Raw genomic sequence first — 16485 nt, 5'->3', positions numbered from 1 at the left:
CCATACCTCCGCCTCGACGGCGCCGATCGTAGCGGATCATGGTGTCGGGCCTGCCATACGGTTTGTAGTAGTGCCTGCCATACCGGTGTTCGGCTGGTGTACGGGCGTGTGCCGGCCGGGTCGTCCACGGTGGAATCGACGGCATGGAGACGGATGTCGTCACGCTCGACAGGGTGCACCGGCGGTTCGGCGCCGGGGACCGGGCGGTCACCGCGCTGCACGAGGTCACGCTGGGGTTCGCGGCCGGGACGTTCACCGCGGTGATGGGCCCGTCAGGGTCCGGCAAGAGCACGCTGCTGCAGTGCGCCGCCGGGCTGGACCGGCCGACCGGTGGCACCGTCACCGTCGCCGGGACCGACCTGTCGACGCTGTCGGAGACCGGGCTGACGCTGCTGCGGCGCGACACGATCGGCTTCGTGTTCCAGGCGTTCAACCTGCTGCCGTCGCTGACCGCGGAGCAGAACGTGGCGCTGCCGCTGCGCCTCGCGGGCCGGCGGCCGGCGCGCGCCGAGGTCCGCGCCGTCCTCGACGCCGTCGGGCTCGGCGGCCGGGGAAGGCACCGGCCGGCGGAGCTGTCCGGCGGGCAGCAGCAGCGGGTCGCGATCGCCCGGGCGCTCGTCACCCGGCCCGCGGTCCTGTTCGCCGACGAGCCGACCGGCGCGCTGGACTCCGCGACCGGTCGGGACGTGCTGCGGCTGCTGCGCGCCATGGTGTCCACGGCGGACGGCGGCGCCCGGCAGACCGTCGTCATGGTCACCCACGACCCACTCGCCGCGTCCTACGCCGACCGGGTCGTGTTCCTCGCCGACGGGCGCGTCGCGGGCACCCTGGACCGGCCGACCGCGCAGGCCGTCGCCGCGCGCATGACGTCCCTGGAGGCGGTCCCGTGCTGAGCGTCGCCACGCAGACGCTGCGGGCGCGGTGGGCGTCGTTCGCCGGGGTGTTCGTGGCGCTGTCGCTGGGCGCGTGCCTGCTCGCCACGACGGGCCTGACGATCGCCTCGACCGTCTCCGACGGCCGTCCGCCGGTGTGGTACGCGCGGCCGGCCGTCGTCGTCACCGGCAGCCAGACCGTCAGCGTCACCGTCGACGAGGGCGACGGGGAGCACTACACCTCCAGCACCCGGACCCGCCGCCCGCGGCAACTGCCGGCCGGCACCGCCGAGCGGCTCGCCGCGCTGCCCGGCGCCACCGTCGTCGTGGACCGTGCCGTCCCGGTCGACGTGGCCGGCGTCGCGCTCGAGGCGCACCCGTGGTCGAGCGCGGGGCTGCACCCGTACACCGTGCGCGACGGCCATCCGCCGCACGCCGACGACGAGGTCGCGCTCCCCGAGGCCGTCGGCGCCCGCCCGGGCGACCGGGTCGAGGTGTCGACGCCGCTGGGGCCGCGGGCGCTGCTGGTCGCCGGGATCGTCACCGGCCCGCCCGCCGTCTACCTCACCGACCCGGCCGCGGCGGCGCTCGCCGAGGGGCGGGTCGACGCGATCGCCGTCGACGGGGTCACCGCGGCGCAGGTCCGCGAGGTCGTCGGGCCGGGCCCGGCCGTGCTCACCGGCGACCGCCGGGCCGGCGCCGAGGCCGATCCCGGCGGCGACCTCCTCGCCGCCGCCGCGTCGCTGCTCGGCACCACCGCCGGCGTCGCCCTCTTCGTGTCCGTGTTCGTGGTCGCCGGCACGTTCGCGTTCGCGGTCGTGCAGCGCCGCCAGGAGCTCGCGCTGCTGCGCGCCGCCGGGGCCACGCCGCGCCAGGTGCGGCGGCTCGTCCTCGGCGAGTCCCTCATCGTCGGCGTCGTCGCGGGCCTCGCCGGCTGCCTCGCCGGTCTGCTGGTCGCGCCGCCGTTCGCGGCGTGGCTGGCCCGGTCCGGGTTCGCGCCGCCCGGGTTCACCGCCCGGTTCATCCTGTGGCCGCTGCTCGCCGCCTTCGGGGTGAGCCTGCTCGTCGCGCTCGCCGGCGCCGCCGTCGCCGCCCGGCGGGCCGGAAAGGTCCGCCCGATCGAGGCGCTGCGTGAGGCGGCCGCGGAGCGGCGGGTCATGACCGCCGGCCGATGGGTCTTCGGCGTGCTCTTCCTCGGCGGCGCGGCCGTGCTGCTTGCCGTCATCCCGTCCCTCGGCGGCGAGGCGATCGCCCTCGTCCTGCTCGACGCGCAGCTGGCCATCACCGGGATCGCGCTGCTGGCACCGGTCTTCGCGCCGCGGCTGGCGTGGCTGGCCGGGCTGCTGGTGCCCGGCGTCGCGGCGGCGCTGGCCCGCGACAACGCCCGCACCGCGGTCCGGCGGACCGCGTCGACGGTCGCGCCGATCCTCGTCACGGTGGGCATCGCGGCGGCGACCTTCGCGGCGACCGCGACGCTGTGGGACGCCTCGGAGCGCGCGTCGGCCGCCCGCGTGACCGCCGGCTCCATCGCCCTGCCGTCGGGGTCCGCCGGCATTCCGGTCGCTTCCGGCGCTGTCGCGGGCGTTCCCACCGCGCAGTCCGTCGTGTACGTGTCGACCGACGACTATCCGGAGGAGTTCGACGCGCTGTACGCCGGACCGGGCGTCGACGGCGTGCTGCGGCTGCCGGTGCGCTCCGGCTCGGTCGCCGACCTCGCGGGCACCGACACCGTCGTGGCCGGCGCCGGGCTGGCCCGCGCCGCGGGCTGGCGGACCGGCGGCACGGCGACGCTGTGGCTGGACGACGCCTCACCCGTCCAGCTGCGGGTCGTGGCGGTGCTGGAGCCGTCGCTCGACCTCGACGAGACGGTCCTGCTGCCGTGGGCGCTCCGGGCGGCGCACGCCCCGCGGACCGGCGCCGACGCGGTCTACCTCACCGGGTCCACCCTGGACGGTGCGCGGGTCGTCACCGCCGCCGAGTACTTCCGGTCGCTGAACGCCGCGCAGCGCCGCCTCAACCACCTGGCGCTGGTCGCCGTGCTCGGCATGGCACTGGTGTACACGTCGATCGCGATCGCCAACACGCTCGTCATGGCCACCGGGGCCCGGGTGCGGGACCTCGCCGTCCTGCGCCTCGGCGGCGCCACGCCGCGGCAGGTCCTCGCGATGATCGCGGTGGAGGCGCTGCTGGTGGGCGCCACGGGGGTCCTGCTCGCCGGCGCCGTCACCGCGGGGATGCTGGCCGGGCTGCGGGCCGGGCTCACCGATCTCGTGGCGGACCCGCGCACCGTGGTGCCGTGGACGCCGATCGGGGTGATCGCCGCCGTGTGCGTGGCGATCACCCTCGTCGCGAGCCTGGTGCCGGCGGCGCTCGCGCTGCGCACGCCGCCGGGGCGCCTCTCGTCCGTCAGGGAGTGACAGGTCTATGGTCGGGTCCATGGCGTTGTTCGGGCTCGGACCGATCGGGCAGATCGCCCGGCACGTGAGCGACATCGGCCGCGCGGTCGACTTCTACGGCGGGGTGCTCGGCCTGCCCCACCTGTACACGTTCGGCGACCTGGCGTTCTTCGACTGCGACGGCACCCGGCTGTTCCTGAGCCGGCCCGAGTCCGGCGCGTTCGACCCCGCCGCCCAGTCGATCGTCTACTTCCGTGTGCCGGACATCCACGCCGCCCACGACTCGCTGACCGGCCGTGGCGTCACCTTCCAGGCGCCGCCCACGATGATCCACCGGCACGAGAACGGGGTGGAGGAGTGGATGGCCTTCTTCGCCGACCCCGACGGCTCGCTGCTGGCCATCATGGGTACCGCTTAGGACTTTCAGGTTGTCGCCGGTGCGGCCTTTGGTCAGGCGGTCTTGGTCAGGCGATCGCCGGTGGGGCGATCGCCGGTGGGGCGGCGCGGAGGGCGCGGCCGAGCATCGTCCTGACCACGAACGGGTGGACGTGGCCGACCACGGCCAGGTAGGCGCGGCCGCGGCGGGTCCGGGGGCGGGCGAGGGTCGAGCAGACCACCGACTCCGCGTCGACGAACAGTGAGATCCGTAGGTCGAAGTGGCGGGTGTCGGCGCCGAACAGGACCTCGTCGGCGCGGGCGTCCAGTGGCGCGAACACCTTCCTGGCGTCGAGGGGCTCCAGGCCCGGGATGTGGTTGCGCAGCCGCATCAGCGCGCCGACCCAGCGCGGCGGGCGGCCGAACATCGCGGCCCGCCAGGCGGCCGGGTCGGCGCTCGCGCCCCGCGGCCGGGTGCCCTGCCACGCGTCCATCAGGTCGACCCGGTCCAGCGTCCCGGCCGCGAGCCGCGCGCCGCGGGGGAGCGGCACCCGCCGCGGCCCCCTGAAGGCGCGGCGCAGCAGGCGCACCCACGGTGACCAGCGGGCCGGGCGGCGCACCGTGCCGGTGCCGGCGCGCTCGGCGTTGTCGAGCAGGTCCCGCAGCAGCGCCTCGTGCAGCCACCGGACGGCGACGGGCCACAGCACCCGCATCGCGCCGGTGAGCCGGCCCCTGATGACGTGCACGACCGCGGTGCCGTCGCCGTCAGGCTCGATCCGCAGCTCGTGCTCGCCGACGACGCCGATCGCCGGGTCGAACCGGCACCGCAGCAGCCGGCCGGGGACGTGCTCGACGACGTCGTACCGGATCATGCCGTGCCCGCCGGACGCGCCGGGGCCGAGCGGCCGGTCGAACCGCATCGGCGGCCAAGCCTTGACCGGCCACAACGCGTCGTCGGGCCCGGCGACCCGGTCCAGCAGCGCGCCCATCAGCTCCGGCGGCGCGTCGATCGTGCGGCGTTGAACGTTCTCCATGGCTACCTGCCCGTCCCTCGTTCCGTACGGTGCCGTATGGAAGAACCGTACGCTACCGTATGGGCATGGCACAACGGCGGCTCAGCGCGGAGGACTGGACGGCGGCGGCACTGGCCGCGATCGCCGACGGAGGGCTGCCCGCGGTCGCGGTCGAGCCCATCGCCGCGCGGCTGGGCGCCACCAAGGGCAGCTTCTACTGGCACTTCACCAACCGCGACGCGCTCATCGAGGCGACCATGCAGCTGTGGGAGCGCGCCTGCACCGACGCGATCATCGATATGGTGGAGGCGGCGGGGGACCCGCCGCGGAAGCTGTCGCTGCTGTTCACGACGGTGCTCGGGCACGCCCGGTCGAGCCGCCTGGAGACCAACGTCCTCGCCGTCGCCGACCACCCCCTGGTCGCGCCGGTGGTGCAGCGGGTGACCCGGCGCCGGCTGGAGTACGTCGAGCAGCTGTTCACCGAGGCCGGGTTCGCCCCGGGCGAGGCCGCCCGGCGGGCGCTGCTGGCCTATTCGGCGTACGTCGGGCAGTCGCAGCTCGCCGCCCGCCTGCCGGAGCTGCTCCCGGCCGACGCCGGTGGTCAGGGCGCCTACCTCGACACCGTCCTGGGTGCCCTCTTGTCACCGCCACACTCGGTGACGTAGCGTTTCTGGATACACGGCGTTTCTGAGTTCGGGCGGTGCGAGTTGGTGCGGCTGACCCGCGTACAGCAGCAGCAACGGACGCATGAGCAGCTGCTGGACGCCGGGCTGGCCGTCTTCCTGCGGCGCGGCTACCTGAGCGCGACGGTCGAGGAGATCGCCGCCGAGGCCGGCTTCACGCGCGGCGCCGTCTACAAGCACTTCGGCGGCAAGGAAGGCCTGTGGCAGGCGATCGTCGACGCCCGGGCCGGCGCGCTGTTGGACGGGCTGCGGGCCGCCCTCGACCGCGCGGGCAGCCGCGACGAGCTGCTGGAGGTGCTCAACCCGGCGGCGTTCGTCCGCGACCCGGCGGCGGCCCGCTGGACCCTGGTCTCCGCCGAGCACCTCGCCGCCGTCGCGGGCCGCTCCGCGCACCAGGCCGAGACCCAGCGCCGCCTCGACGAGGCCGTCGCCGCCGACCTCGACCGCCACTGCCACCGGCTGGGGATCCGGCCGGCGGTGCCGCCGGCGCAGTTCGTGGTCGCGTGGGGCGCCCTCGGCGGCGGCCTCGCCCTGCTGCACGCCGTCGACCCGTCGACCGACGTGGCGACGGTCGCCGCCGGCGTGCTCGCCGCGCTGCTGCCGGCACCATCAGTGGAGAGGGGCGCGCGTGGAGTCAGTTGAGCGGCGGTCGGCGTTCATGGCGTGGCTGCGCCGCCGGTTCCGGGTCCTCGGCGGGGTGGCCGGGGCGGTCTCGCACGCCGAAACCGGCCCGTATGCGGGCGCCCCGCGCGACCCCGACCTGCGGATCGGCGACGAGAAGTCGTACTCGACCGTGCGGTACACCACCCAGCACGTCGCGTACACGACGATCGGCACCGGTGAGGGCGACTGCCGCAGGTGCGGCCGCCCGCTCGTCGACCAGCACCGGCTCGAGTACGTCCGCGGCGACACCCGCGTGCCGGTCGGGGCCGTGCGCACCTGCCGCGGCTGCCAGACCGACTCGTGGCTGCTGCGCTCCCGGATGCCGGCGGTGTCGCGCGCCCGCGACACCGCCCGCAAGCACGTCGTCTAACGTTAGATCACGTCGTACGACAGCATGACGACGCCGGTGGAGGTGGGGGTGCAGTCCACAAGGGACAGCCGCCGCGGGGCGGCCGCGCCGCGGAACAGGCGCTTGCCGGTGCCGAGCAGCAGCGGGTGCAGGAACAGGCGGTAACCGTCCACCAGGTCCTCGGCGATCAGGTCCTGGACGAGCACGCCGCTGCCCAGCACCGCGATCGTGCCCTCTCCCTCGGACTTGAGCTTGCGCACCGACGGGCCGAGCGGGCCGTCGAGCACGTGCGCGTTGTTCCACGTCAGCGACCGCAGTGTGCCGGTCGCGACGTACTTCACGGTCGAATTCAGGTGGGCCGCCATCGGGTTCGAGTCGGGCTGCCCGGGCCAGAACGCGATCATGTGCTCGTAGGTGCGGCGGCCGAACAGGTACGCCGTCGTCGACGCCAGACCTTCCAGCGCGGCGGCCGCCTGGACGTCGTCGAAGTACGGCGCGCCCCACCCGCCGTGCTCGAACCCGCCGTCGCGGTCGTCGTCCGGCGACGCCAACCCCTGCATGACCCCGTCCAGGGTCAGGAACTCGATCACGTTCAGTGTGCGCATGCGTACCTCCAGGTGTGCGGACTTGCCTTCACCCGCTGTACGAACTCGACCCGCCCGGATCGACATCCCGCCGCCGCCATCCGAGCGCGGGGCCGAGATTCGTGGCGATGTCGGTGAGGATCTGCAGATAGTCCTCGTGCTCGAACGTGAACGGCAGCGCGAACGCCACCTCCCGCACCTCCTGGTAGCCGGCGTGCGCGTGCAGCCGCTCCGCGATCTGCGCCGACGGTCCGACCAGATCCGGGGCGAACATCAACCGGGCCGGTCCCTGTGGCGTCGCCGTGCGCGGGGTGCGCTGCTCCGAGTACACCTCGTAACGCCGCCGCTGATCAGGCGTCGCGGAGTCCGTCGGGATGACCACCAGGCCCTGCGAGACGCGGGCCCGGTCGCCGTCGGGGTGCGCGGCGCGGAACGCGCGGATGTGCGAGCGCTGGATCCCGGCGAAGTCCTCCGACTCCTCGGCCTTCACCACGCTGCTGGTCAGGAAGTTCATGCCGTGCTCGCCCGCCCAGCGCGCCGAGGCGAGGCTGCCTCCGCCGTACCACATCCGGCTGCCGAGACCGGGGGAGTGCGGCTGCACGTGGTCGGAGAACACCTCGAAGCCCTCCGTGGCCGCCTCGGCGACCGGAACCCCGCGGACGAGGTCGAGCAGCCGTCCCACCCGGTCGTAGCCGAAGTCCTCGGCGCCGGCGGTGTGCGGGTACAGCGCGCCCTTCACCCGCTCGAAGTGCATCGGCGGCCCGACGCTCACGCCCGGGTTGAGCCGCCCGCCCGACAGCACGTCCACGGTCGCCAGGTCCTCGGCGAGCCGGAGCGGATTCTCCCAGCCGAGCGGGATGACGGCGGTGCCGAGCTCGATCCTGCTGGTCCGCTGCGTGGCCGCGGCGAGCACCGCCACCGGCGACGAGATCCCGAACTGCAGGTGCCGGTGCCGCACCCACGCACTGTCGAACCCGAGGCGCTCCCCGAGCTCGATCACCTCCAGCGTCGACTCGTGACCCTTGCGCGGATCCGCCTCGTCGAACAACCCGATCGTCAGGAAACCCAGCTTCTCCAGTGCCACGCCGTCGATTATCCGCCCGTGACCGGCACCGGCGTCCCTTGTCGCACTTCGAGCACGGCCCGGCCACCCAGCTCCGCCGCCAGCTGCACGGTCGCCGTCCTGGTCGCGCCCAGGGCGGTGCACCGGGCGTTCCCGGAGGCCGGATGCTCGTGGACGATGACGACGACCGCGTTCGGCGACTCGACCGCCTCCGCCGTGTAGTCGACCCCGCACGGTCCGGCGCTCGCCGGGTCGACCGCCCCGATGAACTCCGCCGTCAGCGTCGTGCCGGCGACCCGCACCGTCTGGATGCTCAGCCCGCCCGGCGGGTGGCTGGCGTTCCACGGCGGCGGCACCACCGTCACGCCCGCGAACGCCGTCCTGGTCACCAGCACCGCCGACCCCCGCAGCGCGAACTCCCACGCCGGCGCCGTCGCCGCACCCTGCGCCGTCTGGATCCGTGCCGTGCCGAGCCGCGCTCCGGTCACCTCGATCACCGGGCAGTCGGCGCAGTCCCCGGCACCGTCCTTGACCAGCTCCGCGAGGGCCGCTCCGGCGGCGATGACCGCCACGGTACGACTGGCGCCGCCGTCCCACACCACCACACCGTCGGCCTGCGGGGCGGCGGGCAGCGCCGCGACAGCGGCGACCTTGCCCACGAGCAGCGACACCTTGAACCGCGCCTTGTCGTCCTCCCACTCGCCGACCTGCCCGGTCCGCGCCCCGACGACGACGATCCCCTGGCCGCCGGCCCGCGCGACCGCCTGGTCGTACCGGTCCAACGCCTCCCGCGCCTGCCGCCGCAGCTGATCCCCGTTCTCCGCCGGCGGCACCGCCTCCCCCTGCGCTCCGCACCCACCGGCCAGCAGCACGACCAGTACCCCAGCGATCCATCGCCCGCGATGCATGCCGGTGTCCTATCACACCCGCGTTAAGGGACGGCGATGCTGATGGCAGCCGGCACGGCGCGGGCCTTGAGCTTGCGGACCTCGGTCCGGGAGCCGCCGTCGAGCTCCAGCAGCACCGGCTCCGCGAACCGCACCTTGACCTTGCGGGCACTCGCCACCTTCACGAACGGCGAGCCGTCCGTCCGCGCGAACGCCATCCTCCCCAGCGTCCGGGCCCACTGCAGGGCGCCGTGCGCGGTGGACACCCCGACCTCCAGCCGCCCGTCGAACGGACTCGCGTCGTCGAACGCCTCGATCCCACCGGCGATGGTGCCGATGTTGCCCAGCAGCACACAGGTCGCCGGCCCGGAGAACCACTCGGCGCCGTCCAGCTCGACGGTCGCCTCGACCGGCTCGTCCTTGACATGCCGGACGGCGGTGCCGAAGTACGCCAGCTTCCCCGCCCGGCTCTTCATCCCCCGATCGGCATCATCGATCATCGCCGCGTCGAACCCGGCACCCGCCATCACCGCGAAGTGCTCCCCGCCGACCTTCCCCAGGTCGAACCGCCGCCGCGCCCCCTCCAGCCCGATCCTCACCGCCGCACCGATGTCCTGCGGAATGTCCAGCGACGTGGCGAACAGGTTCGCGGTCCCGGCAGGCACGATCGCCACCGTCACGTCCGACCCGGCCAGCGCGTCGACACACCGCTGCACCATGCCGTCGCCGCCCCAGACGAACACCAGGTCGGCACCCCGCTCGACGGCCTTGCGCACCTGCTTCGGCGCCTTCCTGCTCTTCGGCACCTCCCGCCAGTCAGGCGCCTCGACCCCCGCCCGGGCCAACTCCCGCCGCAGCTCGTCAAGCCCCCCACCGATGCTCTTCCCAGCATGCGCAACCACAGCGACATTCACACCCGCCCCGGTACCCACCCGCCCCTCCCACTAAGCACCCCACTCACGCCAGCGGGTCGATCGAAGGCCGAACCCGGTCGCGCGGCTGGCCGTTTCCATCCTTCGATCAACCCGTGCGGTGCCGCGGGTGCGCCGCCGGGCTCTGGCAATCGGTGGTGCTCGCGCCTGGACCGGCGGGTGGCCCGAACGCGTCGCGCACAACTCGCGCTGGTGGTGCGCGGGCGGGTTGATCGAAGGCCGAACCCGGTCGCGCGGCCGGCCGTTTCCATCCTTCGATCAACCCGTGCGGTGCCGCGGGTGCGCCGCCCGGTTCGGGCAATCGATGGTGCTCACGCCTGGACCGGCGGGTGGCCCGAAGACGCCGCGCACAAACCCCATCGGACCGTCGCACCACCCGCGATGAACGCCCGCCATCAGGTCCCCGCCGCGATCACGGCTGCGGTGGCCGTCGTGTCGCTGGTTGCCTGCTGCGGTTCGTCGGTCTGCGCTGGACCGGCAGGAGCGGACCCCCTCGTCAGCCTCAGCCCGACGGCTGGGATGTCGCGGGGCGAGCATCGTGCGCCACCCCGGGCCGACGCATCGCTGTCGGGCGGTGGGCCGTCAGCGTGCTGAGATGGTCAGGCGTCGCGGGCCTCCAGGGCGATGACCGCGGCGAGCAACGCCCCCACCGCCCAGGCCGCGGTCACGGCAAGGCCTGCCCACGGCCCGATCGGTAATTTGTCCAGGCCCGTCGTGGCCTGGACGGCGAGGCCGGCGGTCATCGGGCCGACCTGCAGCAGGTGCCGCTCCCACGTCGGGTCGGGCGCGGCGGCGGCGAGGATCGGGAACAGGAACAGCAGGGCAAGCACCACCCCGACCGCCGCGGCGGCGTTGCGGACCACCGTGGCCACGCCGAGGGCGAGCAGTCCGATGAGCATCAGGTACAGCACCGAGCCACCCGTGGCCCGCAGGACCGACGTCCATGACGCGTCCGCCGGCAGGAAATGACGGCCGGCGAGGGCGGAGACCGCTACTGCCACCGCCGCCGCGGGCGCGATGACGGCGGTGACCACGACGGCCTTGGCCGCGAGCACCCCGGTGCGGCGCGGCATGGCGGCGAGGGTGCCGTGGATCATGCCGGTGCTGTACTCCCCACCGACGGCGAGCACGGCGAGGATCGCCACGACGGCCTGCCCGAGCTGGACGCCGGTGAGGCCCGTCTTCGTCGGGTCGCCGCCGCAGAACTCAGTGGTGCACGGAATGTTGAGCACGACGACGAGGCCGACACCGACGGTCGCCGCCACGATCCCGAGCACCAGCCACACGGTCTCCGTGGCGGTCCGCAGCTTCGTCCACTCCGCCCGCAGGTACCGCCGCCACTCTGCCGCCAGCCCGCGTCGCTGCTCGGCCGTCAGCTCGCGTCGCGGTTCGGCCGTGAGCTCATGTCGCGGCTGGGCTGTCGGCTCGCGTCGAGGCTCGCGCTGCGGCTCGTCCCGCGGCCCGGTCGTCAGGTCGTGCTGCGGGTCGGTCGTCGGCGTGCGTCGTGGCGCCGCCGGCAGGCGCCCTGGGTCCGTGCCACGCTGGTGGCGCGCCTCCCAGGAGCCGGCCCGGTCGTCCAGCGGTGGCGGGGTGCGGTCCCGGTGTTCGCCGGGTGGCGGTGGCAGGTCGTGGTTCCCGCGGCGTTCCGGCGGAAGCAGGTCGCGGCTCATACGTCCCTCCTGCGGAAGCGGTACGCGGCAAAGGCCAGCCCCACGGTCGCCCAGGCGAGCAGGACCGCCAGCCCAGACCACGGGGTGAGCGGGAAGAAGCCGTTGGTGGGCGTGTACAGGCCCTCGACCTGGGCGTACTGCGGCGTGCTCTGCTGGATGGCGAACGCGGCGGCCGGCGTCACGCGCAGCAGCCACGCGCCCGCGGCGACGGGCAGGACGGTCATCGACAGCAGATACGGCAGGACCGTCGCCACAAACGCCAGCGTGACCGCCGTGGTGCCGCGGCGCAGCAGGACGCCGAACGCGAGAGCGAGGACCGCGGCGACGGCGAGCAGGGCGCCGGTGCCGGCGATGACCCGCAGCTCGGTGGCGGTGGAGACCGGATGGACGTACACGCCGTTGTCGCGGAGCAGCCCCGGCCCGATGGTGACGACGACCGCTGCCGCGGCTACCCCGACGACGAACGTGACGGCGCCGAGCACGGTCGCCTTCGCGGCGAGCGCGGCGCCGCGGCGGGGCGCGGCGGCGAGCGACGTGCGGATCAGGCCGCGCCGGTATTCGCCGGTCATCGTCATCGCGCCGACCACGACGACGAAGACCAGACCGGCGAACGTGCCGACGAGCGTCTGGCTGATCGTCGTGCCGAGCCCGGCGGCCCCGGCCACGGCCGGGGCGATGTCGCCGGAGCCGCTGACCGTGAAGCCGTCGCCGGTCGGCTCGGCGCCCGGCGCCTGCCCTCCGGCAGGTGCTCTGCTTCCACCGGAAGCGTCGCCCGGTGCCGGCCCGGGCGGCGGGCCGCTGCCGATCGGGTGCTCGTCGGCGGTGCCGCCGATACGTTCGGTCGTCCAGGTCGCGGACTGCCAGCCGCCGGTCGTGGTGAGGTGGTCGAAGCCGGCGGTGGCGAGGCTTGGGGCGCTGGACGCGCCGGCCGCGCCGATCCCTTCCACGAACATCGGCGACGTGACGAACAGCCCGACCTCCGCGGTCGCCGGCAGATCCTTGAGTCGGACGGTGCCCACGCCCGTCCACGAGGTGCCGTCGGCGGACTCCAGGGCGGTGACGACGTCGCCGGCGCGGGTCAGCCGCAGCCAACGCGGCGCGGACTCGGTGACGGCGCCCGGCTTCCCGGCACGGTCGTGGACATAGTCGTGCTGCAACCGCACGCCGTGCGCGCCGGTGACCATGACCGCCGCATACGTGGCGCCCTGCTTCGTGCCGCTCCTGACGATCAGGCCCGCCTTCGCCCACGGCACCAGCCCCGGCTGCGGTTCCTTGCCCGGCCCGTCGGGCGGCAGCTCGCCGGTCAGCGACGCGACCCGGACGGTGATGGTGCCGTCGCCGGCGAGGGGCCGGTGCACGAACGTGAACACGTCCGTGACCTCCTCGCCCCCTGGACCGACGGGCAGGCCGCAGCCGGAGCCGCACGTGCCCTCCATGCCTGGGAACAGGCCGAGACCGACGATGGCGGCGGCGGCCGCGGCCATGCCGATCAACCAGCCACGCACCGTCCTGAATTTCGTCCATTCCGCGTGTACGAGTCGTGCGAAGCCGCTCATGCCGCCACCTCCGCTACGCTCCGGCGTCGGCCTGAGCCAACGCTGCAACACTGATTCGCGGCTCCTCCGCTGCGCTCCGGACCGCTCATGCCGCCGCCTCCGACCCGGTCGCGGCGCGGAACTCGACGGCGTCGCGGGTCAGTTCGAGATAGGCCTCCTCGAGGGTCGCCCGGTGCGACGAGATCTCCGCGAACGGCACGCCACGCGTGGTCAGCAGCGTCACGACGGCCTCGGCTGGCAGCCCGGCGACCGTCAGCGTGCCGGCGTCGGTGCGGCTGACGGAGGCGCCTTCTGCTTCCAGTACACCTGCCGCAGCATCGATCGAAGAAGCACCTGCGCGCAGGGTGACTCTGCCTGCGGCGGCCGTCTTGAGCAGCGCGGCGATGTTGGTGTCGGCGATGACCCGGCCCCGGCCGACGACCACGACATGGTCAGCGGTGTCCTCGAGCTCGCTCATGAGGTGACTGGAGACGAGGACGGCGCGGCCCTCCGCCGCGAGCCCGCGCAGGTGCTGGCGCATCCACACGATCCCCTCGGGGTCCATGCCGTTGAACGGCTCGTCGAGCATCAGCGCGGGCGGGTCACCGAGCAGCGCGGCGGCGATGCCGAGACGCTGACGCATGCCGAGGGAGAACCCGCCGGCCGCGCGCCGGGCCACGGTCTGCAGGCCGGCCCGCTCGAGGACCTCGTCGACGCGGCGACTCGGCAGCCCTTGTGAATGCGCGATCCACAGGAGGTGATTGCGCGCGGTGCGGCCGGGCTGCAACGCGCCCGCGTCGAGCAGCGAACCGAGGTGGCACAGCGGGCGGGTGAGGCTGCGATAAGGGCGGCCGGCGACGAGCGCGGTGCCGGCGTCGGGCGCGTCGAGGCCGAGGATCACCCGCATCGTGGTGGACTTGCCGGCGCCGTTGGGCCCGACGAAGCCGGTGACCTGGCCAGGCTCGACGGCGAAGCTCATCCCGTCGAGGGCGGTGTGCGACCCGAATCGTTTGCGGAGTCCGCTGACGACAATCATGCGGTCCGTTGTACGTGGCGGCCGGTGACATCACGGTGACAGCGGCTGACACCTCACTGACACCTTCGACCTGGCATGGTGGTGGGCATGCGGGTGCTGGTGGTTGAAGACTTCGAGGTCCTGGCCAGGACGGTCGGGACGGGGCTGCGCCGTGAGGGCATGGCGGTCGACGTGGTCCTCGACGGCACGGAGGCGCTCGAGCGACTCACCGTCAATCGGTATGACGTCGTCGTCCTCGACCGCGACCTGCCAGGCATCCACGGTGACGAGGTGTGCCGGCGGATCGTCGCGGCCCGCTCCAGCAGCCGCGTGCTGATGCTCACCGCGGCGAGCACCGTCAAGCAGCGCGTGGACGGCCTCGGCCTCGGCGCCGACGACTATCTGCCCAAGCCGTTCGACTTCGACGAGCTGGTGGCCCGCATTCGGGCGCTCGCGCGGCGCCCCGCTGAGGCATTGCCGCTGGTGTACGAGCTAGGCGACCTGACGCTCGACCCATCCCGGCGGGTCGCGTCGAGGGGCGGGCGCCGCCTGGAGCTCAGCCCCAAGGAGTTCGGCGTCCTGGAGTGCCTGCTCGCCGCCGACGGCCGGCCCGTCTCCGCTGAGGATCTGCTGGAGCGGGTGTGGGACGAGGCGGCCGACCCGTTCACCACGGTGGTGAAGACGACGATCCGCCGGTTGCGCGGCAAGCTCGGCGCGCCCGAGCTCATCCACACGGTCCGCGAGGCCGGCTACCGAATCGGGGCACCGTGAGCACCCGACGCCGACGGCGGCGCGGGCTGCAGCTGCGGCTCACGACGCTGTACGCCGTGCCGTTCATCATCGCCGTGACGGCAGGCATCGCGCTGTTCTCCTTCGGGGAGAGCGTGTCCGCTCCCGCCAGCGAGACCGTCGGCGACGTCCGGATCATCCGCGACCCTCCGACCGACTTCTACGAGGAGCGGATGTTCCGCGTCATCGCCCTCACGGTGCTGATCGCCAGCGTCGTCGCGGTGATCGGCGGTTGGATCACGGCCGGGCGGCTGCTGCGTCCGTTGCGCGCCATCATCGCCACGGCGCAGGACATCTCGGCGACGAGCCTGGACCGGCGGCTCGGCAAGACCGGTGACGACGACGAGTTCACGGATCTCGCCGAGACCCTCGACAGCGTCTTCGAGCGGCTGGAGGCGGCGTTCGCGTCGCAGCGGCGGTTCGTGGCCAACGCGTCCCATGAGCTGCGCACGCCGCTGGCCGCGGAGCGGGCGCTGCTGCAGGTCGCGCTCGCCGACCCCGACGCCACCGCCGACACCCTCCGCGAAGCGTGCCGCGAGGTGCTCGCTCTCGGCGCCGCCCAGGAGCGGCTCGTCGACGCCCTGCTGACCCTCGCCAGCGGCGAGCAGGGCGTCGAGCAGGCGGAGCCGGTCGACCTGGCCGAGATCGCGGCCGCCGCGATCCGTCGCCGGTCGAGCGAGGCGAAGGTCCGCGGTGTCCGCGTCGACGCAACGCTGGGCCCAGCCGTCGGCGCCGGCGACCCACGCCTGGCGGAGAGCCTGGTGGCGAACCTGGTCGACAACGCGGTGCGGTACAACATCGACGGCGGCTGGATCGAGGTCGTCACGTCCACGGTGCAGGACGCCACCCCGCCGACGACGCAGAGCACGGGCAGCCAGACGGGTCGTGCCGCGGCTCGGCTTGCAGCGCAGGGTGCGGGCGCTCCGGTCCGGGACGCGCCTGGACCAGCGGCAGGGGACGGGGCTCCGGCGGCGCGGGGCGTGGGCCGGCTTCTGCCCTGGGGTGCTGGCGCTCCGGTTCGGGGCGCGGCCGGGGCGACGACGCGTGGCGCGGGTTCGACCGTGCGGGAGGTGGCTCGGCTGACGGTGCGCAACACGGGGCCGGCGGTCCCGGCGGAGGAGATCGGGCGGCTGCTGCAACCGTTTCAGCGACTGGAGGGGCAGCGGATCGGCCGGGCTGCGAGCGGGCACGGTCTCGGCCTTGCGATCGTGCAGGCCATCGCGACCGCGCACGGCGCCACGTTACGCGTCCTGCCCCGCCCGGAAGGCGGCCTCGACGTGACCGTCGACTTCCCGCTGCCCGTTGACCGCATCGCTTAGCTCGACCGGCGCGGGCTGGGCCGCCAGGTGAGGAGCGTGCGGGCCGGGCTTTGAGGAGGGTCCGGGCCGAGCGTGGCGTCGGGATGGCACGGGTTTGACGGGCCCGGTGAGGAGGGTGCGGACTTGGGCGGGCAGTTGAGGAGGGCGCGGGCCGGGCGTGGCATCGGGACGGCGTGGGCTGGGGCGGTCAGGAGGTGAGTTCGGCCGGATCGCCTTGGTCGGGACGGTGTGGGTGGGCTGGTGCGGGGAAGTTGGCCCGGCCAGGTACGCCGTGGTCGGGAGGGCACGGTCGTGCGGCGCGGAGACCTGCGGTGCTGTGTCGGACTGTCTGCCGTGCATG

16 protein-coding genes are annotated in these 16485 nt (G+C 74.1%); 8 read left to right on the top strand and 8 right to left on the bottom strand.

The window, feature by feature from the left end:
- The first annotated feature begins 143 nt into the window (after positions 1-143).
- Genes ABZ321_RS18205 through ABZ321_RS18195 form a run of 3 tightly spaced genes read left to right on the top strand, consistent with a single transcriptional unit; the run spans position 144 to position 3686 of the window.
- The gene (locus tag ABZ321_RS18205) at positions 144-893 is read left to right on the top strand and encodes an ABC transporter ATP-binding protein (protein ID WP_344498387.1); all 750 of its coding nucleotides are present in this window, start codon (positions 144-146) and stop codon (positions 891-893) included.
- A complete protein-coding gene (locus ABZ321_RS18200) occupies positions 887-3289 on the top strand; it encodes an FtsX-like permease family protein (RefSeq protein WP_354892471.1) in 2403 nt (800 codons plus the stop codon). The genes ABZ321_RS18205 and ABZ321_RS18200 overlap by 7 nt, the downstream gene beginning before the upstream one ends.
- Before the next feature lie 19 nt (positions 3290-3308).
- Positions 3309-3686 carry a VOC family protein gene (locus ABZ321_RS18195; protein ID WP_344498391.1) on the top strand — a complete coding sequence of 126 codons (378 nt, stop codon included), beginning with the start codon at positions 3309-3311 and terminating at the stop codon, positions 3684-3686.
- 46 nt (positions 3687-3732) lie between these two features.
- Here the strand turns inward: ABZ321_RS18195 and ABZ321_RS18190 are convergent, their stop codons facing one another.
- The gene (locus tag ABZ321_RS18190; RefSeq protein ID WP_354892467.1) at positions 3733-4677 is read right to left on the bottom strand and encodes a DUF2867 domain-containing protein; all 945 of its coding nucleotides are present in this window, start codon (positions 4675-4677) and stop codon (positions 3733-3735) included.
- A gap of 65 nt (positions 4678-4742) precedes the next feature.
- On the opposite strand from ABZ321_RS18190, the gene ABZ321_RS18185 reads away from it, so the two are divergent.
- From ABZ321_RS18185 to ABZ321_RS18175, 3 genes are read left to right on the top strand one after another with little or no spacing between them, the layout of a single operon-like run.
- The gene (locus tag ABZ321_RS18185) at positions 4743-5321 is read left to right on the top strand and encodes a TetR/AcrR family transcriptional regulator (protein ID WP_344498395.1); all 579 of its coding nucleotides are present in this window, start codon (positions 4743-4745) and stop codon (positions 5319-5321) included.
- Positions 5322-5366: 45 nt separating this feature from the next.
- Complete coding sequence (locus ABZ321_RS18180) at positions 5367-5981, top strand: TetR/AcrR family transcriptional regulator (RefSeq protein WP_354892464.1); 615 nt, start codon at positions 5367-5369, stop codon at positions 5979-5981.
- On the top strand, positions 5968-6372 hold the full coding sequence (locus ABZ321_RS18175) for a hypothetical protein (protein WP_354892461.1): 405 nt from the start codon (positions 5968-5970) through the stop codon (positions 6370-6372). The genes ABZ321_RS18180 and ABZ321_RS18175 overlap by 14 nt, the downstream gene beginning before the upstream one ends.
- A gap of 2 nt (positions 6373-6374) precedes the next feature.
- Here the strand turns inward: ABZ321_RS18175 and ABZ321_RS18170 are convergent, their stop codons facing one another.
- The 7 genes from ABZ321_RS18170 to ABZ321_RS18140 all read right to left on the bottom strand — a co-directional run bounded on the left by ABZ321_RS18170 (position 6375) and on the right by ABZ321_RS18140 (position 14058).
- Positions 6375-6956: a dihydrofolate reductase family protein gene (locus tag ABZ321_RS18170; RefSeq protein WP_354892458.1), complete on the bottom strand. Its 582-nt coding sequence runs from the start codon at positions 6954-6956 to the stop codon at positions 6375-6377.
- A gap of 28 nt (positions 6957-6984) precedes the next feature.
- Positions 6985-8019, bottom strand: a complete 1035-nt coding sequence (locus tag ABZ321_RS18165; RefSeq protein WP_354892455.1) for an LLM class flavin-dependent oxidoreductase — start codon at positions 8017-8019, stop codon at positions 6985-6987.
- A gap of 8 nt (positions 8020-8027) precedes the next feature.
- Positions 8028-8906 carry a hypothetical protein gene (locus tag ABZ321_RS18160; RefSeq protein ID WP_354892452.1) on the bottom strand — a complete coding sequence of 293 codons (879 nt, stop codon included), beginning with the start codon at positions 8904-8906 and terminating at the stop codon, positions 8028-8030.
- Between the two features lie 23 nt (positions 8907-8929).
- Positions 8930-9787: a diacylglycerol kinase family protein gene (locus ABZ321_RS18155; RefSeq protein ID WP_344498407.1), complete on the bottom strand. Its 858-nt coding sequence runs from the start codon at positions 9785-9787 to the stop codon at positions 8930-8932.
- 629 nt (positions 9788-10416) lie between these two features.
- Positions 10417-11487 (bottom strand): hypothetical protein, encoded by a 1071-nt coding sequence (locus tag ABZ321_RS18150; RefSeq protein ID WP_354892447.1) that lies wholly within the window; start codon positions 11485-11487, stop codon positions 10417-10419.
- Positions 11484-12992, bottom strand: coding sequence for an ABC transporter permease subunit (locus tag ABZ321_RS18145; RefSeq protein WP_354892444.1), 1509 nt, complete (start codon positions 12990-12992; stop codon positions 11484-11486). Before ABZ321_RS18145 ends, ABZ321_RS18150 begins: the two co-directional genes overlap by 4 nt.
- 136 nt (positions 12993-13128) lie before the next feature.
- Positions 13129-14058 (bottom strand): ATP-binding cassette domain-containing protein, encoded by a 930-nt coding sequence (locus tag ABZ321_RS18140; protein ID WP_354892441.1) that lies wholly within the window; start codon positions 14056-14058, stop codon positions 13129-13131.
- Positions 14059-14145: 87 nt separating this feature from the next.
- Between ABZ321_RS18140 and ABZ321_RS18135 the strand changes: the two genes are divergently transcribed.
- The gene (locus tag ABZ321_RS18135) at positions 14146-14808 is read left to right on the top strand and encodes a response regulator transcription factor (protein WP_354892438.1); all 663 of its coding nucleotides are present in this window, start codon (positions 14146-14148) and stop codon (positions 14806-14808) included.
- Entirely contained in the window at positions 14805-16145 is a 1341-nt protein-coding gene (locus ABZ321_RS18130; protein ID WP_354892435.1) for a HAMP domain-containing sensor histidine kinase, read from the top strand. Before ABZ321_RS18135 ends, ABZ321_RS18130 begins: the two co-directional genes overlap by 4 nt.
- Positions 16146-16485 lie beyond the last annotated feature (340 nt).

Origin of the sequence: Dactylosporangium sp. NPDC006015 (assembly GCF_040614215.1) — a bacterium.
GTDB lineage: Bacteria > Actinomycetota > Actinomycetes > Mycobacteriales > Micromonosporaceae > Dactylosporangium > Dactylosporangium maewongense.
The sequence above is the reverse complement of the archived record's forward strand: the minus strand, read 5'-3'. Positions and strand labels throughout refer to the sequence as shown.